This window comes from Neobacillus sp. NPDC058068 (assembly GCF_042885335.1).
Taxonomy (GTDB): domain Bacteria; phylum Bacillota; class Bacilli; order Bacillales; family Cytobacillaceae; genus Neobacillus.
Genome location: NZ_JBHVSI010000014.1, coordinates 84,200 through 109,706 on the forward strand (window position 1 = coordinate 84,200; position 25,507 = coordinate 109,706).

Annotated in this window: 21 protein-coding genes and 1 other annotated feature; of the genes, 4 read left to right on the top strand and 17 right to left on the bottom strand. The window is 40.1% G+C overall.

The window, feature by feature from the left end:
- Window positions 1-254: 254 nt before the first annotated feature.
- The 5 genes from ACFVSW_RS17235 to ACFVSW_RS17255 form a co-directional block, all read right to left on the bottom strand.
- The gene (locus ACFVSW_RS17235) at window positions 255-641 is read right to left on the bottom strand and encodes an FxsA family protein (RefSeq protein WP_387317885.1); all 387 of its coding nucleotides are present in this window, start codon (window positions 639-641) and stop codon (window positions 255-257) included.
- 152 nt (window positions 642-793) lie between these two features.
- The gene (locus ACFVSW_RS17240; RefSeq protein ID WP_387317886.1) at window positions 794-967 is read right to left on the bottom strand and encodes a DUF4017 family protein; all 174 of its coding nucleotides are present in this window, start codon (window positions 965-967) and stop codon (window positions 794-796) included.
- Window positions 960-1,673 (bottom strand): ATP-binding cassette domain-containing protein, encoded by a 714-nt coding sequence (locus ACFVSW_RS17245; protein ID WP_387317887.1) that lies wholly within the window; start codon window positions 1,671-1,673, stop codon window positions 960-962. The genes ACFVSW_RS17240 and ACFVSW_RS17245 overlap by 8 nt, the downstream gene beginning before the upstream one ends.
- Window positions 1,674-2,036 (bottom strand): GntR family transcriptional regulator, encoded by a 363-nt coding sequence (locus tag ACFVSW_RS17250; RefSeq protein ID WP_387317888.1) that lies wholly within the window; start codon window positions 2,034-2,036, stop codon window positions 1,674-1,676.
- Window positions 2,037-2,777 (bottom strand): hypothetical protein, encoded by a 741-nt coding sequence (locus tag ACFVSW_RS17255; protein WP_387317889.1) that lies wholly within the window; start codon window positions 2,775-2,777, stop codon window positions 2,037-2,039.
- A 172-nt stretch (window positions 2,778-2,949) separates the two neighbouring features.
- Here ACFVSW_RS17255 and ACFVSW_RS17260 point away from each other — a divergent pair, with 172 nt between their 5' ends.
- Window positions 2,950-3,699, top strand: a complete 750-nt coding sequence (locus tag ACFVSW_RS17260) for a glucose 1-dehydrogenase (protein WP_387317890.1) — start codon at window positions 2,950-2,952, stop codon at window positions 3,697-3,699.
- Window positions 3,700-3,808: 109 nt separating this feature from the next.
- On the opposite strand, the gene ACFVSW_RS17265 is transcribed toward ACFVSW_RS17260, so the two are convergent.
- From ACFVSW_RS17265 to ACFVSW_RS17275, 3 genes are all read right to left on the bottom strand, one after another.
- Window positions 3,809-4,735, bottom strand: coding sequence for a D-alanine--D-alanine ligase (locus ACFVSW_RS17265; RefSeq protein WP_387317891.1), 927 nt, complete (start codon window positions 4,733-4,735; stop codon window positions 3,809-3,811).
- Between the two features lie 4 nt (window positions 4,736-4,739).
- The gene (gene pdxR, locus ACFVSW_RS17270; protein WP_387317892.1) at window positions 4,740-6,188 is read right to left on the bottom strand and encodes a MocR-like pyridoxine biosynthesis transcription factor PdxR; all 1,449 of its coding nucleotides are present in this window, start codon (window positions 6,186-6,188) and stop codon (window positions 4,740-4,742) included.
- Between the two features lie 257 nt (window positions 6,189-6,445).
- Window positions 6,446-7,438, bottom strand: coding sequence for a glutaminase (locus ACFVSW_RS17275; protein WP_387317953.1), 993 nt, complete (start codon window positions 7,436-7,438; stop codon window positions 6,446-6,448).
- 164 nt (window positions 7,439-7,602) lie between these two features.
- Window positions 7,603-7,842 (top strand) — a binding site (T-box leader).
- Window positions 7,843-7,897: 55 nt separating this feature from the next.
- Between ACFVSW_RS17275 and ileS the strand changes: the two genes are divergently transcribed.
- A complete protein-coding gene (gene ileS / locus ACFVSW_RS17280; protein ID WP_483872257.1) occupies window positions 7,898-10,993 on the top strand; it encodes an isoleucine--tRNA ligase in 3,096 nt (1,031 codons plus the stop codon).
- 311 nt (window positions 10,994-11,304) lie between these two features.
- On the opposite strand, the gene ACFVSW_RS17285 is transcribed toward ileS, so the two are convergent.
- The 3 genes from ACFVSW_RS17285 to ACFVSW_RS17295 form a co-directional block, all read right to left on the bottom strand.
- Window positions 11,305-11,784 (bottom strand): SRPBCC family protein, encoded by a 480-nt coding sequence (locus tag ACFVSW_RS17285; RefSeq protein WP_387317893.1) that lies wholly within the window; start codon window positions 11,782-11,784, stop codon window positions 11,305-11,307.
- A gap of 117 nt (window positions 11,785-11,901) precedes the next feature.
- The gene (locus ACFVSW_RS17290; protein ID WP_387317894.1) at window positions 11,902-13,344 is read right to left on the bottom strand and encodes an amino acid permease; all 1,443 of its coding nucleotides are present in this window, start codon (window positions 13,342-13,344) and stop codon (window positions 11,902-11,904) included.
- Window positions 13,345-13,727: 383 nt separating this feature from the next.
- On the bottom strand, window positions 13,728-14,930 hold the full coding sequence (locus tag ACFVSW_RS17295) for an ornithine--oxo-acid transaminase (RefSeq protein ID WP_387317895.1): 1,203 nt from the start codon (window positions 14,928-14,930) through the stop codon (window positions 13,728-13,730).
- A 257-nt stretch (window positions 14,931-15,187) separates the two neighbouring features.
- Here ACFVSW_RS17295 and ACFVSW_RS17300 point away from each other — a divergent pair, with 257 nt between their 5' ends.
- Complete coding sequence (locus ACFVSW_RS17300) at window positions 15,188-16,588, top strand: sigma-54 interaction domain-containing protein (protein WP_387317896.1); 1,401 nt, start codon at window positions 15,188-15,190, stop codon at window positions 16,586-16,588.
- A 191-nt stretch (window positions 16,589-16,779) separates the two neighbouring features.
- On the opposite strand, the gene ACFVSW_RS17305 is transcribed toward ACFVSW_RS17300, so the two are convergent.
- Together ACFVSW_RS17305 and ACFVSW_RS17310 are read right to left on the bottom strand one after the other, a co-directional pair.
- Window positions 16,780-18,516, bottom strand: coding sequence for an ABC transporter ATP-binding protein (locus ACFVSW_RS17305; RefSeq protein WP_387317897.1), 1,737 nt, complete (start codon window positions 18,514-18,516; stop codon window positions 16,780-16,782).
- On the bottom strand, window positions 18,513-20,255 hold the full coding sequence (locus tag ACFVSW_RS17310; protein ID WP_387317898.1) for an ABC transporter ATP-binding protein: 1,743 nt from the start codon (window positions 20,253-20,255) through the stop codon (window positions 18,513-18,515). Before ACFVSW_RS17310 ends, ACFVSW_RS17305 begins: the two co-directional genes overlap by 4 nt.
- A gap of 479 nt (window positions 20,256-20,734) precedes the next feature.
- Between ACFVSW_RS17310 and ACFVSW_RS17315 the strand changes: the two genes are divergently transcribed.
- The gene (locus ACFVSW_RS17315) at window positions 20,735-21,487 is read left to right on the top strand and encodes a CPBP family intramembrane glutamic endopeptidase (RefSeq protein WP_387317899.1); all 753 of its coding nucleotides are present in this window, start codon (window positions 20,735-20,737) and stop codon (window positions 21,485-21,487) included.
- A gap of 112 nt (window positions 21,488-21,599) precedes the next feature.
- On the opposite strand, the gene ACFVSW_RS17320 is transcribed toward ACFVSW_RS17315, so the two are convergent.
- The 4 genes from ACFVSW_RS17320 to ACFVSW_RS17335 all read right to left on the bottom strand — a co-directional run bounded on the left by ACFVSW_RS17320 (window position 21,600) and on the right by ACFVSW_RS17335 (window position 25,303).
- Window positions 21,600-22,658, bottom strand: coding sequence for an LLM class flavin-dependent oxidoreductase (locus ACFVSW_RS17320; protein WP_387317900.1), 1,059 nt, complete (start codon window positions 22,656-22,658; stop codon window positions 21,600-21,602).
- Window positions 22,659-22,673: 15 nt separating this feature from the next.
- On the bottom strand, window positions 22,674-23,615 hold the full coding sequence (locus tag ACFVSW_RS17325) for a ring-cleaving dioxygenase (RefSeq protein ID WP_387317901.1): 942 nt from the start codon (window positions 23,613-23,615) through the stop codon (window positions 22,674-22,676).
- Between the two features lie 52 nt (window positions 23,616-23,667).
- Entirely contained in the window at window positions 23,668-24,111 is a 444-nt protein-coding gene (locus tag ACFVSW_RS17330) for a MarR family winged helix-turn-helix transcriptional regulator (protein WP_387317902.1), read from the bottom strand.
- Window positions 24,112-24,292: 181 nt separating this feature from the next.
- A complete protein-coding gene (locus tag ACFVSW_RS17335; protein WP_387317903.1) occupies window positions 24,293-25,303 on the bottom strand; it encodes a serine hydrolase domain-containing protein in 1,011 nt (336 codons plus the stop codon).
- Between the last annotated feature and the right edge of the window lie 204 nt (window positions 25,304-25,507).

Genomic DNA, 25,507 nt, shown 5'->3' on the forward strand with positions numbered 1-25,507 from the left:
TAGTGTCCTTCGGGATGCCGCCGATGGACACTTCTCACCTAAAATTAAGAGAAAGTGTCCTTCGGGATGCCGCCGATGGACACTTCTCACCTAAAAATCAGGGGTAAGTGTCCTTCGGAATACCGTCGATGGACATTTCTCACTTAAAAAGCAATTGGAATGTCCTTCATATAAACTTAGAACCATTCAAATATAAATATACAAACGGAGAAAGTAAAAAAACGTCAACTCCCGATTAAGATAATTGACGTTTGTTATCTGATTATTTTTATATTCCCTCTTTGAATCTTTTTCCTTAGTGAATTAATCATTAGGAATTTAAAGACGCGCCTTGTTGGCGGGAATAGCATTAAAAAGCCGCTAATGTCTGTAATGAAGCCCGGTAATAGCAGAAGTATTCCGCCTGCTAATATACAAATTCCATCTAATACCGCCTCACCTGGCATTTGACCGTTTTGCAGCTGGGCCTGGGCTTTCCGAATCGTTTGCAAGCCCTCTCTTTTTGCTAAATACGCACCAATTACGCTGGTCAACATAATGAGAAGCAATGTTGGCCAAACGCCAATTGTTTTTCCGGAAAAGAGGAGTAACCCTATTTCAGCTGCAGGAATCGCAATGATCAAGATAAACAAATAACGCATTTTTAGGGTCTCCTTCCAAACGATTTAATTCTATTATACAGGAATGACTTTTTAATTGAAAATTCCCGGATTATTTGTTTGGAGAGGTTTCTATTAAAATTCCCTTAACCTTGAATATCCTAGAATTATCAGGGACAAGGAACAGTCCCTGTTTATCTGCTTCTAAAGTGGAGCGTTGCAAATACGATTAAAGTAATCGGAATGGCAAATACTTGCCCGACAAACAGCTTCCAGCTCCACGCATCGTATCCTTGACTCCCCTTACTTAATACCGCGCCGATGCACACAATTACATAGACAGCCAATGAAATTGTCCATTTATTCATCCTCAGTTCTCCCCTTATTTTTATAAAATGATGTAAACCATTCCTTTGCTTCCATTCCATGAACGCTACGAACATCATCTAAATTTTCATGAGCGATGATCTTTCCGTCTTTCAAAATCATGATTTCGTCTATGATTCTTGATACATCGTCAATTTCATGCGTACTCATCAGTATCGTTGCCTTTTCTAAATCAACAAATTGAATCAAGCTTTTTACTACATCCTCGCGCACGAGCGGATCGAGTCCTGAAAACGGCTCATCAAGCAGATAATAGCTCGCATCTCTTCCAAAGGTGGCAGCGAGTTTTAAGCGGCTTATGTTCCCCTTGCTCATCTTGGAAATTTTTTTTGTTAAATCAATCCGCAAGTAATTTGCCATTTCCTGCGCTTTTTCCTTCTGAAAATCATGAAATTGTGTTTCAAAAAAGGTAAACAGTTGATCCCCGGTAAGATATGAATAATAGTGTTGATCATCAGACATAAATGCAATTGCTGCCAGTGATGCTCTTGTCGTTTCTGAACCGTTCAATAAGACTTGACCGCTTGATGGCTGTAACAAGTTTGCCAGCAGCTTTAGGAATGTTGATTTTCCACTGCTGTTTTCGCCGACAAGGGCAATGATTTTCCCTAGTTCAATTTGAACATTGACGTTTTGAAGCACAGGTTGCTTATGATAGTGGAATTGGAGATTTTTCACCTCTAGCACTCATCTTTCACTCCTTTCTTTTAACGTCTGCAGTACTTCATCCTGGCTAAATCCCATCATTTCCACATTGTTCAAAAAACGGTCAACCAGCTGCTCCTTTAACTCTTCCCGCATGGAGCTTATTTTTGAAGAATCGGGTGTAATAAAAGTGCCCTGGCCACGCTTCGTTTCCGTTAACTCCATTTGTTCAAGCTGCTTGTAGACGTTTTGCACCGTGTTCGTATTGACACCAACTTCCAGCGCGAATTCACGGACGGATGGCAGTTTATCTCCCGGCTTCCGGACGCCGCTCACAAGCTCGCCACAAATTCTTTCCACCAATTGCAGATAAATTGGCCGGTCTTTTTCAAAATCGATGCCCATTTAATCACCGACCTTCGTTTTTAAAAGTCTGGCGGACAGGAGCAAACCAAGAGCAATGATGAACACGCCTGATAATATTTCACCTGCGTACAAGTTTTGTAAAGAAAATAATCCCAGCGAATTACTTTGCATAATTATCCCACTAATATCAAGAGGTATTGCTCCCACTTGAAGTAGATCATAATAATTCGAATATACGATGATCGAGATTACATACATTACCGGGATAACAAATAGTGCTAAGGTTTGCGAATAGACTGTAACCGCTTGAGAAAGACTCCAAATGAGTAAAAATAAAAGCTGCATAACGACTACTTTAAAAAGTGCGATAATGCTGAGCATAACATACGGCATTAGCATCGATTGAAGGCTTGCGTTTTGAACGATGAATTCACAAATCCATCCACCCATACACAGGAAAACAATGAAGACCGTACAGACAAGAACTAGAAACAGTACTTTTACATGTAAGAGCTGCCGGAGCGAAGCTTTTGTATAAAGCCAAAGATGCCGATCTTTCAAGTCCTTCTCTAGCATAATAAACAGTGGGACGACAACTAGGAATGGCAACACAATGAGCCAAAAATAAATGTAATTTCTCACAAAATCACTTACGGAACTGACCTGGCTCACATAGCTAATCACCGATAGTCCGATTCCAAGCAAAACAATGATGACAAAGGACGTGATTACTTTCTCACGCTGTTTCAACCATTCCAGATACAATTGTCCTTTTATCAAAACATCCTTCTCCTTTATTATTAGTGTATTACCTTAATGGTACACTGGTACGAATAAAAAAGCAACTATTTATTTCCAGAAATATTCTTATCCCTTCTCCTCCCCTTCCTCTTTTGTGATATTTTTATAAGTAGGAAGATGTAATGTATTTTATAAAGGATGTGTAAATACAATGAATTTTTCTAATAAAACAGTGGTCATAACAGGGGCTGGAAATGGAATTGGAAGAGGAATTGCTTTTCTTTATGCAGAAAAAGGGGCTAATGTCGTTTTAGCAGATATAGATGAAAAAGCAGGTACTCAAACAGTAGGGATGATAAAAGAACAGGGTGGAGAAGCACTTTTTATCCAAACAGATGTAAGACTGGAACCAGATATTGAGCGATTAATGGAAGTAGCTAATCAAACATACGGTCAGATAGATATTTTAATCAATAATGCAGGCAAAGGATTATTCAAGTCTCCCTATGAAGTATCGATTGATGAATGGGATGACGTCATTAACACAAACTTAAGAAGTGTGTTCCTGGGGTCACGTGAAGCAGCAAAATATATGCGCCATAACAAGGAAGGCGGTTCGATTGTGAATATTGCCTCCACAAGAGCCATCATGTCTGAGCCTAATTCAGAATCTTATGCAGCTACAAAAGGCGGAATCGTGGCGATTACACATGCTCTTGCCGCCTCGTTTAGCAAAGATCGGATTACAGTTAACGCCATTTCTCCAGGTTGGATTGAAACTGGTGATTATACAAAATTAAGCCCACTGGATCATGAGCAGCATCTTTCACGGCGTGTTGGAAAGCCTGATGATATCGCACGGGCTTGTCTTTATTTAACTGCAACAGAGAATGATTTTGTTACCGGGATTAACCTTGTCGTAGACGGTGGAATGACGAGGAAGATGATTTATGAGGAATAGAAAGGAATCTTTTCAATTAATAAAAGAAGGACAAAATACTTGAACCTAAACAATAGACTCCAGCCCCATGCTGGAGTCTAAATGCGCCTTTTCATTGGTCTCGCATTCTTTATAATCTATTGTTCATCCCTTCAATCGCTCTCACTTTTAGTGAGTTTTCTATAATCAAGTCAAGTAATTCACTATAAGGGATCCCAGCTGATGCAGCACTTTTTGGCAGCAGGCTATTCTTCGTCATCCCAGGTAATGAATTAACCTCTATGACATAAGGGTTACCGTTTTGAATCATCATATCGATGCGGGCATAAACGCTGCATTTCAATGCTTTATAGGAGGTCAATGCCGCATAAGCAACTTTTTCATATATTTCAGACGAAAGTTCGACCACCTCTTCAATTGTCGCGGCATCATCATATTTGGAAGTATAATCAAAAAACTCCGCTTTATGACGAATAGAAACAATAGGCAAGAGCTCTCCATCTAGCATAGAACACGTGATTTCTTCCCCTTTTACATACTTTTCAATGATCACTTCAGCATCCCATTTAAATACTTCAGCAATTGAAGACTTTATCGTATCTGGATTATAAACTATTTTTACGCCTACACTCGAACCGCCCGAATTAGGTTTCACCACTACTGGGTACCCCATCTTGTCTAGTTCATCCAAATTAAGTTCTTCTATATTGGTAAGGTGAATCCAATCCGGTGTCTGCACGCCTTCATAGCGGATGATTTTCTTTGAGATATTCTTATCCATGCATAAGCTGCTGGACAGTACCCCGCTCCCTGTATAAGGAATACCAAGGGTTTCAAGGGTACCTTGAACGGTGCCGTCTTCGCCGTACTTCCCATGAAGTGCAAGTAATGCAACATCGAGGTTTTTGACCTTATCTGTCAAATCTTCCTTGTTATCTATTTGAATTGGGGCAATTTCATATTTATTTTTATTTAAATTCGCAATCATTTCTTCACCTGTCATAAGTGAAACTTGTTTCTCGGAGGAAACGCCTCCCATAATTACGCCAACCTTCATTTTCTTAACCTCCAAAATCATTTCTTACTGTGTCACCTATGATTTTAATTCCCTGAGTAATCTCTCTTTCTTTCAGCCTAGAAAATCCTAACCGTAACGTGTCCTTTCCACTATCGTCCGTGTAAAAAACATCACCTGGCAAAAAAACTACACCCTTTTGAGAGCATTTTTCTAAAAGACTTCGTGAATCGATATTATTTTCAAGTTGTAAAAAAAGATGAAGTCCGCCGTCTCCTGTCATTCGTTTAAAAGGAATCGCTTGTAGGCAGGAATGAACAGCTAATTCATATTTTTTCTTATAAACTGATTTAGCTTTTTTTAGATATTTCTCAAAGCAGCCATCATTTAAATATTGGAATAACACCGCTTGATCTAAAGTAGATGTATGAATGGTACGAGCTCTTTTCATACTTTCCAAGTAATAAATCAAATCCTTGTCTGCTAAAATCCAGCCCACGCGTAAGCCGGGAAAAAGAATTTTAGAGAAGCTGCTAATATAAATGACATTATTACCGGCTCCTGCAAAGGCAGCCAACGGCGCCAGATGTGATCCCGAATACCGTAATTCTTCATTAAATCCATCTTCAACGACAGGTAGTTGATAGGCAGAAAAAAGCTCCATAATCTCCTTTCTTTTCTCTGAGGACGTAACGATTCCAGTGGGATTATGATAGGACGGGATTAAGTAGGCAAAATCATACTCCTTTTTTGATAAAGACGATTCAAGCTTAGAAGCATCGACACCATCATCTTCCATATCAATACCTTCGATTTCAAAGCCATGTAATCGAAACAGCTTTAGCGCCGTATGATGGGTTGGATTTTCACAAAGAATACGTCCGTTCTTTTTATGAAAAGAGGATAATAGGAGATCTAAACCTTCGGTGAATCCATTGGTAATCAATATATCTTTATTCCTAATGTCAACACCTTTAATTTCCATATAATGAAGCAAGTATTCGATCAGTGGTCTATAGCCTTTGGCATAACCATAGTTAAGAACGATATTGCCTTCAATGGCCATCCGATTTAAGAAGGCTCTTTTAAAATTTTCTACATCAAAAAGCTTTTCATCGGGGGCGATACTATTAAAGGAGATCATTTCATGATTCCAGCGAACTCCATGCTTCATTAGGTCCAATTCATCTGCCAAATACGTCTGCTCATTGAGTTTTTCTGTCCAATTCAATTGGATAGATGGGGCGTTGAAGGTCTCTACTTGACTAACAAAGTTTCCTTTTCCCTTTACCGCATAAATAAGACCTTCCTGTTCCAAATCGGCATAAGCTGTTAACACGGTATTTCGGCTTACTGATAGTAAAGAGCTAAGTTCACGGGTGGATGGAAGCTTTTGGTTCTCAAGCAAGTGCCCGTTCGTAATCATTCTTTTCAAGTATTCCTTCAGTTGAATATAGACAGGACGGCCTTCTATAAGCTTAAAATCGTTAAACACTACTTTTAATCCCCTTTCCAACATTTTTACACGTTTGGAATGATTCCAAAAGGTCCACACTATATCTAATTTTACAATCTTGTGGTATGGTGCCGAAGGATTTAATCAAACATTTTTTCAATTTTTGTACCAAAGTCTTGAAGTGGGATCTTACGGCCCGTTAATACGGGATAAATAGAAAGACTCCAGTACAACACCGGAGTCAACTAGTAACAACTTAAAGCGGGACAAGGAGCCTGTAAACTGTACCCTTTCCCCTAGAAAATGCTTAGATCCCAGCGATTGGCTATATGTTTTAGTAACATTAAACCAGCAACACTGCTTCCGTATTCGTCAACAGCAGGCCCATAAATACCTATTCCACATCCCTCCATAAATGGAGATGCTTCGGTTCTAACACGATTGGGAACGCTCACCATAATTCCACCAGACACTCCGCTCTTTGCTGGCACACCAATAAAGGCAGCGAATTTCCCTGAAGCATTATAAATTCCACAGGTTAACATTAAACTTTTTGCTATCCTAGCTAACTCTTTAGGAAGAACTTGCTCTTTTCGGATTGGGTGGTAACCATCATATGCAAGGACTAAGCCGATTAACGCAATATCTTCGGTATTAACTTCGATTGAACAATGCTTCAAATAAACCTCTAATGCTAGTTCAACATCCCCTTCTAAAAAACCTATCTCTTTCAAATAATAGGCAATCGCTTTATTTCGATAGGCCGTTAGCCATTCTGACTGGAATACTTCTTCATTGAATGGTGGACGTTTTCCGATCATTTTCTCCATTAATAAACAGATCGGTTCTAATTTATCATTAGCAGTATCTCCCGGAAGAAGGGAAGAAACTGTTATCGCTCCAGTATTAATCATGGGATTAAAAGGCTTTCCAGGTTTGTTTATTTCTAAACGAACAATGGAATTAAAGGGATCACCAGTTGGTTCTAAGTCTACTCTTTCTAATACATAAGGAATTCCATAGTGCAAGCATGCTGCGATAAAGCTAATCACTTTAGAAATACTTTGCAAGGTAAATGTAACATCCCCATCGCCAGATTTAATCATTGTTCCATCCGGTCCTATGATACATATACCTAAATGTGATGAGTTCGCTTTTTCCAGCGCAGGGATGTACGACGCGTTTCTTCCCTTCGTAGTAAATGAGCGATAATGCGATACCCATTTATCCACTAAATTTATATAATGTTCCTCGTTTAGAGCTTTAACAGTTTTTGTTGTATTTTTCATCATTCTCAACACCCCACCTTTATTGAGACCCAGATATATTTTCTCCTTCTAGCTATTCCCCAACATTTTAGCTATCAAAGACCGTTCGTAATAATTACACATTTTCCCCAAAATACTTTGACAGCCATTTTTATTTCTGTTACAATGTACCCCAATAAAAGCATACAAATTCGTTGATGAGAAAAAGTAGCGTTTCGTCTTGATCCACAGAGAGCCGACACATTGGTGCAAGTCGGTGTTCGAGTGTTTCGTGAAAATCCTCTCTGAGAAGTTAGGCTGAAACTTGTAGTAAGTCTAACCGGGCGTCTACCGTTACAAGGAACACGTATGATTGTACGTTGCTAAGTGCTATTGGATCGGTTCAATAGAATTAGGGTGGTATCGCGGTTAACCCCGTCCCTTTCATGGGACGGGGTTTTTTGTATGTTTTTTAACCATTTTTGAAAAGGAGCGATATCGATGAATGCAAATGAAAGAATGGAATCTGTTGTCCAGCGTGAGGAGAATATCCGTCATTATTGGACAGGAGAAAATACTTTTAAGCAATCTGTTCAATTAAGAGAAGGTAAAACCCCTTTTGTTTTTTACGAAGGTCCGCCAACGGCAAATGGTCTGCCCCATGTAGGTCATGCATTTGGGCGAACGATTAAAGATGTGGTCGCACGGTACAAAACCATGCAAGGATTTCAAGTGGAACGAAAGGCCGGCTGGGATACACATGGCCTTCCGGTTGAGTTAGGTGTCGAAAAACAGCTAGGGATCTCAGGGAAACAAGAAATTGAACGCTATGGTATTGAGCCTTTTATCAATAAATGCAAGGAAAGTGTATTCACCTATGAGAAGAAATGGCGCTCCTTTACAGAAGAGTTAGGCTATTGGGTTGACATGGATAGCCCTTATCTGACGTTAAGCAATGAATACATCGAGACTGTGTGGCATATTTTAAGCAAAGTTCACAAGGATGGACTCCTCTATAAGGGCCATCGTGTCTCACCATACTGCCCGAGTTGCCAAACTTCATTAAGTTCGCATGAGGTCGCACAAGGCTATAAAGATGTGAAGGATTTATCTGCTACTGTTAAATTTAAACGGCTTGATGCGGAAGATGAATATTTCTTAGGCTGGACAACAACACCTTGGACATTGCCGGCAAACGTTGCCCTCGCCATGAATCCAACCTTAACCTATGTTCGTGCCTTAAAAGGAAATGTCGTTTATATCGTTGCTAAATCATTAGTAGAAAAAGTCCTTGGGGAACATGTCACGGTATTAAGTGAGCATAGCGGCAGTGAATTTGCAGGTGTACAGTATGTAGCACCATTCAATTATGTGGCTGTGGAGAATGGACATCATGTTGTTTTAGCCGATTACGTCACGGAAGCGAGTGGAACAGGGATTGTTCACATTGCCCCAGCTTACGGAGAAGATGATTATAAAACCGTTCAGCAAAATGGTTTATCGTTTATCAATGTTGTCGATCTCCAAGGTCGTTACACAGAAGACGTTACCGAGCTTGCCGGGAGATTTGTCAAGGACTGTGACGTGGATATTATTAAAATGCTATCAGAAAAAGGCACACTCTTTCATAAAGAAAAATATGAGCACAGCTACCCACATTGCTGGAGATGTGACTCACCGTTACTTTACTACGCTACGGATAGCTGGTTTATCAGGATGTCGGCTTTAAAGGAGAAGATGCTTGCAAACAATGCGACCGTTACGTGGTATCCGGACCATATTAAAGACGGACGCTTTGGGAACTTCCTTGAAAACCTCGTTGATTGGAATATAAGCAGAAATCGCTACTGGGGTACACCTTTAAATGTTTGGCAATGTTCTGATTGTCAGCATGAAGTGTCACCAGGCAGTATCGAGGAACTCCAAAAACTAGCGGCAACACCAGTACCAAATGATATCGAACTGCATAAACCTTATATCGATGATGTAAAGTGTTTCTGTCCGAAATGTAAAGGCACCATGCAACGAACACCTGAAGTCATTGATGTGTGGTTTGATAGTGGATCAATGCCATTTGCACAGTATAACTATCCATTTGGCAATAAAGAAAAATTCCAAACACAATTCCCTGCCGATGTCGTCATCGAAGGAATTGACCAGACGAGAGGATTTTTCTATAGCCTTCTCGCTGTTTCCACCCTATTCACAGGAAAAGCAGCGTACAAAAACGTCTTGTCACTGGGGCACGTACTTGATGAGCATGGTCAAAAAATGTCTAAAAGCAAAGGTAATGCATTAGATCCTGTTGAACTCATCAAGGAATACGGTGCGGATGCACTTCGCTGGGCCTTCTTAGTCGATAGCTCGCCATGGAATCCGAAACGTTTTTCGAAAAAGACTGTCCAAGACGCAAAATCAAAATTGGTTGATACACTGGATAATACGTTTAAGTTTTATACGATGTACGCAAAAATAGATGGTTTTATCTACGATCCCAAACAGACAGGCACAAAAACAATCCTGGATGAATGGATCCTTTCACGTCTTCATAGTACAGTTAAGCTGGTTGTGAGCCATATGGATCGATATCAATTTACGCAAGCAACACGCGAGATTGCAGCATTAGTTGAAGAATTAAGTAATTGGTATGTACGGCGGTCAAGAAGCCGCTTTTGGGCTTCCGGACTTTCAGAAGATAAACGAGCTGCTTATTCAACACTATTTGAAACACTCACGACAATCAGTCGTTTGTTGGCTCCATTTGTACCATATGTGGCAGAAGATATCCATTTGAAGCTGCATCAAGATAGTGTTCATTTACAAGACTATCCGAAAGCTAATGATTCCATGATTCATCCTGATTTGGAGGCAGACATGCAAACAATCCTGAAAATCGTGGAGCTCGGCCGCAGTATTCGCAATGCGACAAACATGAAGGTTAAGCAGCCTTTACAGCAAATGATTGTATGGCAGCAAGAAGGCAGCCGTAATTTTCAAACCTACGAAAATGTCATTAAAGATGAGTTAAATGTTAAAGAGGTTGTTTTTACAGAAGATCTATCTCAATATGAATCGCTTGTTTTTAAATTAAATTTTAAAACAGCAGGTTCGGCATTCGGTAAGCTGGTAAATACGGTCAAGGGTTACGTCGAACAAATGCCAGATCATGAGAAAAAATCATTATTAGCTAATGGTCAACTTGAAATCGATGTTAACGGACAAACGGTAACATTACTAAGTGAACATATTACTGTCGAATATATGGTTTCATCTGGATTTGAGATGGCTGGCGATCAGCAGTTAAAGGTATTGTTAGATACAAAACTCACACCTCAATTAGTGGACGAAGGCCAAGTGAGAGAACTAATCCGAGCGATTCAAGATAAACGTAAAAAATTAGATCTACCTGTTGAGAAGTATATATCACTCGATTTTTCAGCAACGGAGAATGGTAAAAAAACCATTCAACGCTTTGAGGGGCTCATAAAGGAGAATGTACTTGTCCAGCAGATTAGCTTTGATATGGTAAATGACTTTGAAAAGTTAATTGAAGTAAATTTCGGAGATGAGATAGTAAAGGTTTCATTGAGGTATTAGTTTTCTTATTAAAAGAGGCACTGCAAACAGTTATATTTTGCGAACTGTTCGCAGTGCTTTTTTAACTTAAAATGGATAAAACGGAAAACTTAATTGGTACCTCTTAATTGACTTCAGAAATTTAATCAAACGTTTGATTTGTTTTCTAACCAGACATTTCATTGACTCTAGTAATTTAATCAATTGTTTGATTAGTTTAAATGTAAGGGATTTTGTTGAAAATTGCCGGTTTATAGTGAAGGATCTATTTCGTATAGTAAGGGTTCCCCTACCACTTAACATCTTAATCATGGGGGGCTAGCACCTTGATTCTAACTTTGAGTCACTTCTCCAATAACCTGTATATATTCTTCATACCATTTTTTCCATTCTTCCATCCTAGCGATGGTTTTGCCGTCCATTAATGCCGCAATCACATCGAGACATACGTGCCAGCCGGCAAGGTCCTTTGGAGTATGATCTGTAATTTTCTCGATCCGTTCGATTAAGACTAATTTGCAACCGTTCGATTCCTGTGCCAACTCAAAACGAACACTGTCTGCCCACCAGGAGAATTCAAATACTGCATGCTTTTTTAGTTCAGTTATTGGTAGCTCTTCAACTGTGCCATCCGGCATATTAAACTTCATGAACCCGCCTTCACGAAGCTCGCCGACTCGAAGTTCGTTAAACCATTGGGCTAGTTTTTCGTTTTCAGTCAACCATGACCAAACTTCTTTAACGGAATGCTCTACGTGGCGTTCGAAATGAGCGATGCAGCCTCTTTCCTTTTTTTCAATTTTTGCTATCATGATTTATTCCTGCCTCTCGATAATTTATATACCAACATCCTACTAGTTTGGAGTTTCAATCTCAATTATAAACTAAGCCCCCGCCGCTTTACCGCAACAGGGGCTGAATTCATAAGTTTAGATAATCATTTTTTTATTTTCTTGCAGTTGTAGTTCTTGTTCGCCGACACCGTCGTGCTCGCGGTTCTTTTTAATTCTAAAATGATAAATGAGGTAACATGCTATTACAAATGGTACTCCTAAATAAAGGGCTAAGCGTTGTTCTGAGTCAAAAGCTAAGCTCGCCAATACGATACAGTTTAAGGTTAGAGCGATTATCGGAAGCACAGGATATAGCGGTGTTCTAAATTTAAGATCCTCCACTTTACCGCCTTCGCGGATGAATTTTCTGCGGAAAGCAATCTGTGAAGCCGTAATAGAAATCCAGCCAACTTGCGCACCTAAACCTGCAACAGAGAGCAGCCAAACAAATACCGTTTCCGCAGCGAAAAAGCCTGATAATAACGATAATAATGCGATTCCAATCGTTAACACTAGGGCGTTAAACGGAACTCCTTGTTTATTTACTTTTGTCAGTTTAGGGCTGGTCATTTTCTCTTTCGACATCGCATAGAGCATCCGTGTTGCTGCATACAGCCCAGAGTTTGCAACGGATAGTAATGCCGTAAGGATGACAAAGTTCATTATGTCTGCTGCATAAGGAATACCGATACTATCAAAAACAACCACAAAGGGACTTTCAACAACGCCTGCTTGTTTCATAGGAATCAAACTGGCTAAGACAAAAATGGCTAAAACGAAGAAAAACAGCGTCCGCCAAACTGTTTGCTTAATCGATTTAGGGATGGTCTTTTCTGGTTCTTCACTTTCACCGGCAGCAATCCCGATTAATTCTGTGCCCTGAAACGAAAAGTTAACTGCAATCATCGTAATAATTAAAGCCGTAAACCCATGCGGCAGGAGACCATGTGCTGTAAAGTTTGAGAAAAACGGTGCTGGTTGTCCGCCTTTCATGTGAATTAAACCAAACATCGCCGCTCCGCCAAGGACAATAAAAGCAAGGATAGCGAAAATTTTAATACTGGAGAACCAAAATTCTGTTTCACCAAATGCACGTGCTGAAAGAGCATTCAGTGAGAATAATACTACGGCAAATATCGCACACCAAATCCAAATAGGTGTACCCGGAAACCATCTTTGCATGAGCTGCCCCGCAGCTAATAGCTCCAGCGCTACCGTTACAGACCAGCCAAGCCAATAAAGCCAGCCAAGTGCAAAGCCCGTTCCGGGACCAATAAATTTGGTCGTATAGGTTTGGAATGATCCCGATACAGGCATCGCAACCGATAATTCCCCTAAACAAAGCATCGTTAGAAACATAATCATGCCTCCAACAAAATAGGAAAGAACTGCCCCGGCTGGTCCCGCTTGGCTAATCGTGTAACCCGATCCTAAGAAAAGCCCCGAACCAATTACCCCGCCTAGAGAGATCATAAATAAATGCCTTGTTTTCATTGTTCTTTTTAATTCATGTGTTGCATTGTTCTCCTGTAAATTCATTAACCTTCCCCCTTATCCCTGAAAACAAATATTGCATTACAAGCCACCATCAATGCTGATTCGCTTTTGCGCCGCTCCTCCCCACTTCCATAGAAAGAATACGCTTTCAATATTTTAAAACCCTTTTTCTAAAATAGTAAACCGTAGTTACTCAAAAAGATTAGTGCATTAGCGTATTTCTATCAACGACTAAATCTTTCTAATATTTTTACTATTTCAATACATATTAAGTATGCAATTTATATGCCAATGTAAAATTCCCTATATTTGAACAATTATTGAAAAAAGGTGCCAATAATTTTGGCACTATTTTAAAATAATTTTGCACCATAGATGCAAAAAAATACTCTTCCCATTTGAATGGAAAGAGTATTTCAAGATTTTTATGATAAGACGTTCTGAATTTTCTCGACTGCCCAATCAATCTCTTCTTTTGTAATAATTAACGGCGGTGCAAAGCGAATAACCGTATCATGTGTTTCTTTGCATAATAAACCTGCTTCTTTTAATTGTTCACAATAAGGTCTTGCGGCTTCGGTTAGTTCAACCCCGATAAACAAGCCTCTGCCCCGGATTTCTTTAATGATTGGATTATTAATAGTTTTTAACTGTTCAAGAAAATAATTTCCTAATTCAAGGGACCGTTCCGCTAACTTTTCTTCCTCTATTACATCTAAAGCAGCAAGAGAAACTGCACATGCTAGCGGGTTTCCTCCAAACGTGGAACCATGTGAACCTGGATTAAAGACGCCAAGGACATCAGAATTAGCGACAACACAGGAAATTGGGAAAACTCCGCCGCCAAGGGCTTTACCTAAAATTAACATATCAGGTTCTACTTCTTCCCAATCGCAGGCAAACATTTTTCCAGTCCGCGCTAAACCAACCTGAATTTCATCAGCAATAAACAAGACATTTTCTTCTTTACATAGCTCGGATGCTTTCTTTAAGAATCCTTCAGGAGGTAAAATGATCCCCGCTTCGCCTTGAATTGGTTCTATTAAGAATGCTGCCGTATTAGGTGTGATCGCTTCCTTTAATGCTTCCAAATCTCCATAAGGAATTAACTTAATACCAGGCAGCAACGGACCAAAACCGCGTTTGTATTCCGGATCAGAGGATAACGATACCGCTCCCATTGTCCGTCCATGGAAGTTTCCTGTGCAAGCGATGATTTCTGCTTGATTTTCAGCAATTCCTTTGACATCATAACCCCAGCGGCGGGCAGCTTTTAGAGCGGTTTCCACTGCTTCAGCACCTGTGTTCATCGGCAAAGCCATGTTTTTATTTGTAACCTGACAAATTTTTTCGTACCAAGGCCCGAGCTGATCATTATGAAATGCCCGTGAAGTTAAGGTTACTTTGTCTGCTTGGTCCTTTAATGCTTGAATGATTTTTGGATGACGGTGCCCTTGGTTCACAGCGGAATAAGCACTTAGCATATCCATGTACCGATCTCCTTCTGGACTTTCCACCCATACACCTTCCGCTTTTGCGATCACGATTGGCAGTGGATGATAGTTATTGGCACCAAATTTAGTTGTTTGTTCAATAATTTTTGTTGTTTTTGTGGTTACTTCAGTCATGAAAAATTCCTCCTTTATTTTTATGGAGCATCCCGTTGCCCACCTTGATTTTATTCGATTAGCAGGATTAACATTTTATATTGCAAGTTTCATGCCAATAATTTTTTTGCGGTTTTACTAGGGTTTTCCGAAATTTAGTGCCACGAAATTTTGCAGAAAAATCCCATTCCCAAAGAATAGTGCCAAATTATTTTGCATTATTACGTTTTTTTTGATTAAATAAGTGCATAAGGAAAAAACAAAGGGAATGAACCGTTATGATGAAATCACAAAATGATTTGTATTATTTAACACGGATGTATGAACGGATTTTGGACGAAGTGGACGTTGGAATCCACGCGGTGGACGAAACGGGCAAAACGATTATTTATAATAAAAAAATGATGCAAATGGAGTCGATGGATCTCCATGATGTTATTGATAAAAATCTTCTAGACGTGTTTATGTTTAAAGACGACCAATCTAGTACCCTTGTAAAAGCGTTGCAGGAAGGGAAAATAACGAGGAACGTAAAGCAAACCTATTTTAATAATAAGGGTCATGAAGTTACAACGATCAACAATACCATCCCTATATATACAGCTGAAAAACTCGAGGGTGCTGTTGAAATTGCCAATGATGTTACAAAACTTGAACGGCTCATAAAAGGCAATATGAACAAGGGGTCCACGAAATATACCTTTGATAAAATAATTGGGAAGAGCCCTGCTATTAAGGAAGTGATTGAAGCGGCTAAACGAGCAACACGAACCTCTTCCTATGTGTTGATCGTGGGAGATACAGGGACCGGGAAAGAGCTTTTTTCCCAAAGCATCCACAACGGGAGCTCGCGTTTATCGGGTCCATATATCTCGCAAAATTGTGCGGCTTTGCCTGATAATTTAATCGAGAGTCTTCTATTTGGCACGAAGCGCGGTGCCTTCACGGGCGCCGTTGATACCCCGGGATTGTTTGAACAGGCAAACGGCGGCACCTTGCTGCTTGATGAAATCAACTCATTGAATCTAAATCTTCAGGCAAAATTGCTCCGCGTCCTTCAGGAAAAATCAATCAGGCGCATTGGCGATACGAAGGATACGCCCGTTGATGTAAGGGTCATTGCCAATATGAATGAGGATCCTATTGATGCCATTGCCCATCTGCGGCTGCGCAAAGATTTATATTATCGGCTTGGAGTGGTAACGATCTTTGTTCCGCCGCTAAAGGACCGCAAAGAAGATATTCCATTATTGGTTGAGAATTTTATTGAAAAATACAATGAGCGTTTTCAAATGAATGTAAAAGGGTTGTCGGAGGAGGTCAAATCGTCTTTCCTAGAGTATGATTGGCATGGGAATGTCCGTGAACTTGAGCATATTATCGAAGCAGCGATGAACATCATGATGGATGAGGAATACATTACGTACTTGCACTTACCCTATCAATATCGGAGCAAAATGCAATTGAAGGAGAGAATGATGCCTCTTTCCACGGTTGAAACCTTCTTGAAAGGCAATTCAGATATAACGGTGCCACTAAAGGACCAAATGGAGTTATTTGAAAAAACCTATATCGAACACGTTTTATCGAAACACGATTTCAATATTTCAAGAGCTGCTAAATCACTCGGCCTAAGCCGCCAAAGCCTGCAGTATCGGATGAAGAAACTAGGCATATAGGGACATGGGTACAGTTTACAGCTTACAGGCTCCTTGTCCCACTTCGTGACAAGGAGCCTGTCCCAATTCATTAAATTTGGTATTGTGTTGCATCCCAAACCATACCAAAAAGAACCACTAAGAGCATTAGTGGTTCTTCTTTGTGAGCTCCAGTCCATACACCGCGCAAAGGAAACTTGCGCTTTCTTTCTTTATACCTGAAGAGATTTTGCCTGCATTTGATACATTTGCTCATAGATGCCGCCTTGGGCAAGTAATTCATCGTGCGTTCCCTGTTCTTTAATCACGCCTCGTTCTAATACAAGAATACGATCAGCATTTTTTATCGTCGAAAGACGGTGAGCAATAATAAAGGTCGTGCGTCCCTTCTTAAGAACATCCATTGCATGCTGAATAATTTCTTCCGTCTCTGTATCAATATTGGAGGTTGCTTCATCCAAGATTAATATTGCAGGATCAAAAGCGAGCGCCCTTGCGAATGAAATAAGCTGTCGCTGGCCCGAAGAAAGTGTGCTGCCTTTTTCAATAACAGGTTCATCGATCCCTTTTTCAAGATTCCTAAGGACACTTTCGGCACCAACCGCTTTCAAGGCTGTTTCTACTTTTTCCCGCGAGATACTTGGGTCATTCAAACTTACATTCGAGGCAATCGTTCCGGTAAATAAATAAGGATCTTGTAACACAATGCCCATATGTTTGCGCATCGTCTGCCTTGGCACAGAAGTAACATCAATCCCATCAATATAAATCTTCCCTTTTGATGGATCATAGAAACGGAAGAGCAAGTTCATAATCGAACTCTTTCCAGAACCCGTATGGCCAACAAGCGCCACTGTTTCGCCGCGATTCGCTTCAAAGGATAAATTCTTCAACACATAATCATTGTTTTTGTAAGCAAATGACACATCTTCAAATAGTACATGCCCATCGTATCTAGGCATCATTTCTTGTGATACATTTTCACCAGTGGTATCTAACACTTCAAACACTCGTTTCCCGGCAACGAGTGAGCGTTCCAGCTGGGAAAACTGATTGACCACATTCGTAATTGGATTAAATAATCTCGTTAAGTAATCGACAAACGCATAGAGTGTACCCGAAGAGACAATTTGTACTGTCGTTAACGATTGTGTCCCAAAATAGATGATGAAAATCGTAAACAAGGTGAGACGTAACATATTCACTAAGTTAAATGATGTTGCCGAATCTAAAAACAATAGTTTGCGCTGATAAGCATAATGCTCTTCATTCATCTCATCAAATTCCTTCGTCATTTGCTTTTCACGACGAAAGGCTTGAATAATCGTCATGCCCTGAATGGATTCATTAATCATTGCATTAATATCCGCAATTTTTGTTCGAATCACATCATTGTATTGCGCTGCATACTTCCGGTATAAAATCATCCACAGATAGACGATTGGCATCATGATTAAGGCAATCAGCGCCATTTTCCAATTTAAAATAAACAGCGCGATATAGACACCCGCTATCGAAATGAAACTTGTGGCAAAGTTAGAAAGTACTTGCACATATAAATTTCTTAATGCTTCGGTATCATTTGTGACCCGTGCGACAATTTTCCCTGCCGGCAATTGATCAAAATACTGAATCGGCAACCTTTGAATATGCCCAAATACGTCTTGACGTAATCTTTGGACAACACGATTTGCTCCCATTTGCAAATAAATATACATAAAGTACCGTAATATGGCAGTTGCCACCGCTAAGATAAAATATAAACAAAGCAGCCAGGCAATCGGCTTGATTTCAATTTTTCCAATGGTCATATGTTCATCGATAATATTTTTTGCAATAAATGGACCTGCAAGTTCCGCAAATACAGCGGCCGCTAAGAATAATAGCCCCAGAAAAATTGGCCGCTTAAAGTACATCGCATATTTCGTTAAACGTTTCCCCGTACTCATGACTCGCCCCCTTCCAGCTGTTGACGGTCAAATTGTTCTTTATACCAGCCATTTTGTCCAATAAGCTCTTCATGTGTTCCTTGCTCGTTAATTTGCCCCTCATCAAGCACGATAATTTGATCTGCATGCTGCACACCAGATAAACGATGGGTTGTAATAATCGTTGTCTTACCACTTCGCTCATTCTGAATGTTGCGGAGTATTCTAGACTCCGTTTTTGCATCGACTGCGGATAATGAATCATCTAGGATTAATATTTCCGGATTTTTAATAAGCGCCCGTGCAATCGATACCCGCTGCTTTTGCCCGCCTGATAAAGAAACCCCTTTTTCCCCGACAAGCGTTTCGAGCCCCATCGGTAAGTTTTCTAAATCCTTTTTAAAGTAGGCAAGGTGAATAGCTTCCTGTAAATCCGCTTCTGTTGCATCTTCTTTCCCAAATAAAATATTTTCGCGAATCGTCCGTGAAAATAATACATGATCCTGTGGTACATACCCAATCCAATCCAGAATCTGTTCTTTTGTTTGCGCGGCAATATCAACACCGGCAATAGTTAATTGTCCTTCATCAAGTGGATATTCACGCAATAATTGTCTAAGGAAAGTTGTTTTTCCTGCACCTGTTTTCCCAACGATCCCAAGCGTCTCCCCCCTTTTTAGTGACAAGGAGATTTGCTGTAAATTTTTCACCTGACTCGTTGGATATTGAAACATCAAATCATCAAAACCAATGGCACTCGGCGTCGTGATAGCAACCGTATCTTTCGCGTTTTGGACGTCAGCCTCACTGTTAAGGGTTTCTTGGACTCGATCAAGTGAGGCATTTCCTTGCTGCATGACATTTATTAACTCACCAATAGCGAAAATAGGCCACACTGCTAGCCCTAAATAGACATTAAAGGTAACAAGCTGACCGACCGTCAAGTCACCATTAGAGACAAGAATTGCACCGTAACCAAGGGCGACAACATAGCTGATGCCGGTTCCGACTTTTGTTATCGGCCCGAATAGGGCATTAATTTTTGCTGTATACATATTTTTCGCGTATACTTCTTCACTCATGTCCGCAAAATTCTTTTCATCCTTTTTCTCCTGCACGTAGGCACGGATCACCCGCACGCCGGCAACGGATTCTAGAACACTATCATTCAATTCTCCAAATGCGTCCTGTGCCTTCATATATCGCTCATGCACAAGTTTGCCTAGATACTGAATTAGCACAGCCATTATTGGCACTGGCAGCATGGCAAAAAACGTTAATTTCCAAGAAATCATAAACCCCATCGCACAAATGATGGCACCCATATATAACGTGGAATCAATCAGCGTCATAATCCCAAATCCCGCTGTAATCGAAACGGAATTTAAATCATTGGTTGCCCGTGCCATTAAGTCACCCGTACGGTTCTTTTCATAAAATGTAGGGGTCATTTTTAAAAATTGCAGCATTAATTTCCGGCGCATTATCCTTTCAAGATTAATGGCCCCTTCAAACAAACGATATTGCCAAACGAAATTTAAAAAATAGCCAAATATTATAATCGAAATAAATATTAATACATATTTAACTAATAATGCCTTGGACATTTCGCCAGCCGTTAATACATCGATAATGGAGCCAAGTATATACGGGGGAACCACTTCCAGCACACTGGCAATCATTAAAAAGGAAATGGCAATTGTATATTGCCTCCAATACTGTTTAAAAAACCAGCCTAATTTACCTAATACATCAAACATGTAGCATCCCTACTTTCCCGAACATCTGTGAACAATAGCTACCCACAATCTAGCAGCTCCTTTTTGAAAATCAATCTTCTTTGTTTGTTCCACATCTTCATCTTCTCCTTTTTTAACAATTCACCAAAATCTTCCGCAACACAAAAAAGAGAAGCATACCCTAAAAAGAGCGTGCATCTCTGGAAAAGGTATCGAAGGCGTGCCCGTACCTTTCATCGCGTTAGGAATTCACCATGTTACAAATCACAGGTATGGACAATATATGAAATTAGCAGTTATGAAGTACACATGAAGATCTCTCATTGTCCATTCCTCCTTTGTAAAATAATGTTTAGTATCCTTGAAGATTATCATTCTTTTCGTACAATTGTCAACAGTCAGATGATTGGGATTATGGACAGGCTCCCTGTCCCGTTAAAAAGGTTTCACACATAAACCTAAAGATTTTTGAGTATTTTCTAAGTGGGAGGTGCCGCTTTTTGAAAAACGCTTGGCTTGTTTCGTTTATTCGATTTCCAATGTTAATCATGGCGCTGTTATTACTTTTTTTATTGCTAAAAATATGTGGTTTATCTTTTCGATTTCCCTTTCTGCCGGAATTTTCAAATGTTTATTTTACTATCGTTAATGTGTTTTGTTTTTATTTGTTACATCGCCTGTTAAAAAAAGAAGGTCGTTCCATTAAAGATATAATCAATTTTCGTATGGACCGAGTTGTAAAGGATATTTTGTTCGGTATGTTATGGCTTGTGGTTTTGTATGTCCCTTTCGTGGTTACAATTTTGGGAATCATGTTTGTCATGTATGGGCCGGATTTATTCGAACACTTTCCGACTGTTTTTGCCGGAAATGAAGATATCTTTTCATTTCCACGCCCCGGATGGCTACTATGGTTTACGGCCAGCATTTCTTGCGTTTTTCCGTTTCTAAATGCACCGATTGAAGAACTAATGTACCGCGGCTATGCCCAGCCGTTATTTATCAGCCATTTTAAAAAAGTGTGGGTTGGTATATTCATCCCCTCTGTCGGCTTTGCTTTGCAACACGTTATACTGGCTGTAAGTTTACAAGGTGCCATTGTCTATGCTGCGGCTTTTTTCGTATGGGGGATTGGGAGCGGGATCATCTTCCACAAACAAAAAAGATTGTTTCCTCTCATCGTATGTCATTTCTTCGTTAACATAGCATTCGGGATCTTGCCGCTGGTTTTTCTCATTTCAGGGCAAACTTAATAGAAGAAAGGGTCAGTCCTCTGCTGCTTTAACACAGCAGGGAGGACTGACCCGATAATTCACAATACATTTTGGACAATTTGTTGTGGGACAAGGTGTCCCTTTGTCCCTCCTAATTCTTAGTTGAAAATTTTCTTACCGCAGGTATAACTTCTGTTGCAATCAACTCAATATTTTTCGCAATTTTATCGAATGGAACGCCGCCAAAGTCAATTTGGGCCATGAATCTCTGTTGACCATATAATTCATATTGGTAGAGCATTTTTTCAATAATTTGCTGTGGGCTGCCAATCATTAACGCGTCACGATAGTCTGTTGCCTGCTCGAATTGTTGCTTTGGATAGCCGCCGCCTCTTAACGCCTGCATCCCTAAATTCAGATGTGGATAGTATTCTCGAAGGGCATCCTGTGAATTTTCTGCTGTGTAAAAAAGACTAGTTGTCGCAATAGGCAGTTCCGCCGGGTCAAAACCGCTTCGCTCTAATGCCTCACGATAAGCATCCACAGATCCTTTAAAATTGATTGCTGGTCCGCCAAGTGTCGTCAGCATCATCGGTACGCCTGCATTGCCTGCTTTAATGGCACTTGCAGGGGGTCCGCCTACAGCACGCCAAATCGGCAAATGGCCATTTCGGGGCTGTGGAAGAATGGACGCATTTTCCAATGGTGCCCGGAATTGACCTTCCCATGTCACCTTTTCTTCGGCATTTATCTTCAGCAGAAGCTCTAATTTTTCCTCAAATAATTCTTCATAATCACGGACATCATACCCGAGCAAGCTATACGCCCCAACACGGGAGCCACGTCCTGCCACAATTTCAGCCCGGCCGTTTGAGATTAAATCGAGAGTTGCAAAATCTTCATACACACGAACAGGGTCTGAGGTACTTAACACCGTTGCCGAGCTGGCAATTTTAATCCTTTTTGTCGCTTGAGCAATCGCACCTAATATGACCGTATGCGCCTGGGTAGTGAAATACGTTTGATGACTTTCCCCGACGGCAAATACATCAAGCCCCGCCTCATCTGCCAGCTTACTTGCCTCTATTAATTCATAGATCCGTTGTTCTGCGCTAATCCGACTTCCTGTAAATGGGTTTAGTGTATGATCACCAATCGAATATAAACCGAATTCCAATCCTTTACTTGGATCAATGCGATATTGTTTCATGGCTGCTCTCTCCCCTTAATCAATTGGCTTTAACTTTGCTTCAATTTCTGCCCGTTTTTCTTCTAAAAATGGTGGCAAATCTAAGTTTTTTCCTAACGCTTCAACTGTCGAATCGGCTGTAAATCCAGGACCATCTGTGGCTATTTCAAATAAAATCCCATTCCTATCACGGAAATATAAGCTTTGGAAGTAGTAACGATCGACGACGCCCGATGAATGGAAACCACGATCTTTCACCTGTTCCTCCCAATAGCGCAGCTCATCCATGTTTTTCACACGAATCGCCAAATGATGAATACTGCCTCGACCTGGCTTTTCACTCGGCCCCTCCTGCTGCTTTAGAACAATTTCACCAAATGCCCGCCCTGCGATAGACTGAAAAATAGCCTCATTTTCAGAACGGGTCACTTCTACATATCCCAACATATCCGTTAATGTTCTAACTGTTCGTTCCAAATAACGGACGGTTATTTCCACCGTTCCCATCCCTAAAATACGATGCTTTTGTACAACATTGGAATCTTCCCAAGCAGACCAGTATTCTGGTGTCACTGCGTCATTATTATTCAGCAGGATCATTCGTAAACCCTCTGTATCTTCAAAATATAAAGCATCGCGGCCTGCATAGGTTGTGATTTCTCCGTGCTTAACATCTAATAGCTCAAAACGCCTTTTCCAATATTCCAGACTTTCGAATGATGGTACAAGTAAGCCAATTTGCGTAATGGCATTGGTTCCGCGAACAGTCCTTCCTACGATCGGCATTTCAAAGAAGGTTAGCTCTGTGCCCGCACTTCCTGTTAAATCTCCATAAAATAAGTGATACATCGAAGGATCATCTTGATTGACGGTCTTTTTCACACGTCGTAAACCTAACACGTTTTGATAAAATCGATTATTCATTTGCGCGTTTTTTGTAATCATTGAAATATGATGATGCCCAGGAATTTTATACATAGTGGTTCCTCCTTATATTTAACTTGATTAGTCAAGTGATTGCCTGAAAAAATTACTCAGGCGGCAACTCTTTTTTCTGGCTATGTTTATGAACACGTGTCATTAACCTGTATAATGTTTTCGTTTCTTCCTCATTTAAAACATCTTCAAAAAATGACGTTTGAAACGCAAGCTGCGCTGGCATAGCCTCGTCTAAAATCGCCTCACCCTTCTTAGTTAAGCTAATCGTTTTCGTTTTCCAATCTTGTTTACGAACAATATAGCCTTCTTTCTCAAGCCGGGATACCATACGAGAAATACCACCTTGCGTGACAGTTACTTTTTCAGCTAACTCTGTTTGCGTGAGCGGCTGGTATACATGAATTTGCATAAGTACATCAAATTGTGCAGTCGTTATATTAAATTGTTTTAAAAAGTCGTTGGACAACTGGTTACTGAGGTTTGTAAAACGCACTAAACGTAACCAAATTAACGATCCTAGCGTATTATTACGCATATCGTTTCCTCCTCATCTGAGCTCACTATCACTTTACCACTCAAGTGATAGTGAGTCAAGGAAAATATCTCGAATTCGAGATTTATGTTTTGCCGCTTTAACACAGAAGGGACCTACCCAATTGTTCACAATACATTTTGTACAATTTGTCGTGGGACAGGGTGCCTGTCCCACTGCGCCTTTATAAACACCCCATAACAGTATCCCCAAATGATCTAATATCAGATAAATAATCGTATTCAGGAGTAGATCCAAAACTATTAAACATGCGAACAGCCACAATATTATGCCTTGGTATAACTAATACTGCCACGCTTGTATATCCCAAGATTTGATAGGAACCTTGAGGCACAAGGTCGCCAATTTCCGTTTGCTTTGCAGGCAAATCCTTCACGAACCATAAAAAGCCATTTTGAGGAAGGTCTTTATTTACGAATGGACTCTGAAGGGATGTCGCTAATTTAATGATATCGTTAGTTACCAATTGTTCCCCATCGATAAAACCTTGCTTCAAGTGGACATATCCCCAATAAGCAAGCTCACTTGTGGATACATACATATTCTTCTGATCCCCATCGGTACCTTTGCTCGTTGACCAAAACTTATCGTTTTGTTCTTTGATAACTTGCACTAATTTTTCATTTGCTTCATCATGCCAACCAGTTTCCTTAAACGCTAAAGGATTAAAAACCTGTTCTTTCAGAATTTCAGCTATTGTCCTACCTGTCGTAGATTTGACAATATCCGTCAACATTTTAATATTGATATCACGATAAGCCCATCCTTTCCCCGGACCAAATTCTCGGATAATCCTGCCCTCTTGTGTGTTTAACCCATGGGTATGTGTAAGTAGGTGTCTAATCGTTGTTTTATCAAATAGTTCCTTATCAGCAACAGACAGATATTTTGTTACTTCATCATCAATTGAGTCTATGTATCCATTATGTACAGCGTATGCCACCGCAAAGCCAATATAACTTTTCCGAACAGAAGCTATATGGAACTGTGAGTCTTCCTGGATCGGTCTTGCATCAGGTTCTTTGGAATGTTTCCCCCAATATTCCTCTACAACAATTTTATCATTTTGTATAACCATTACACCTGCACCAGAACCATCAACCAAATCATACGTATTCTTAACATGAGATACTACAGAGTTAAACTTTCCATTTATTCTTTGCTCAAGAAACATGAAATTCTAACCTCCTACTAAAAAAATCTATCAAGCTAATCAACAACAGTTTGCCCCACTGTGAACGGTTTCGCAATATTCCAATATTGCATTTTTTAAAAATATGATTTTTAATAAAAATAAACGGCAGAAATTTGGCAGCTATAAAATATTTATCAAATAAACCTACTAATATAGTAAACCATCCAAGGATTCAAAAACAAA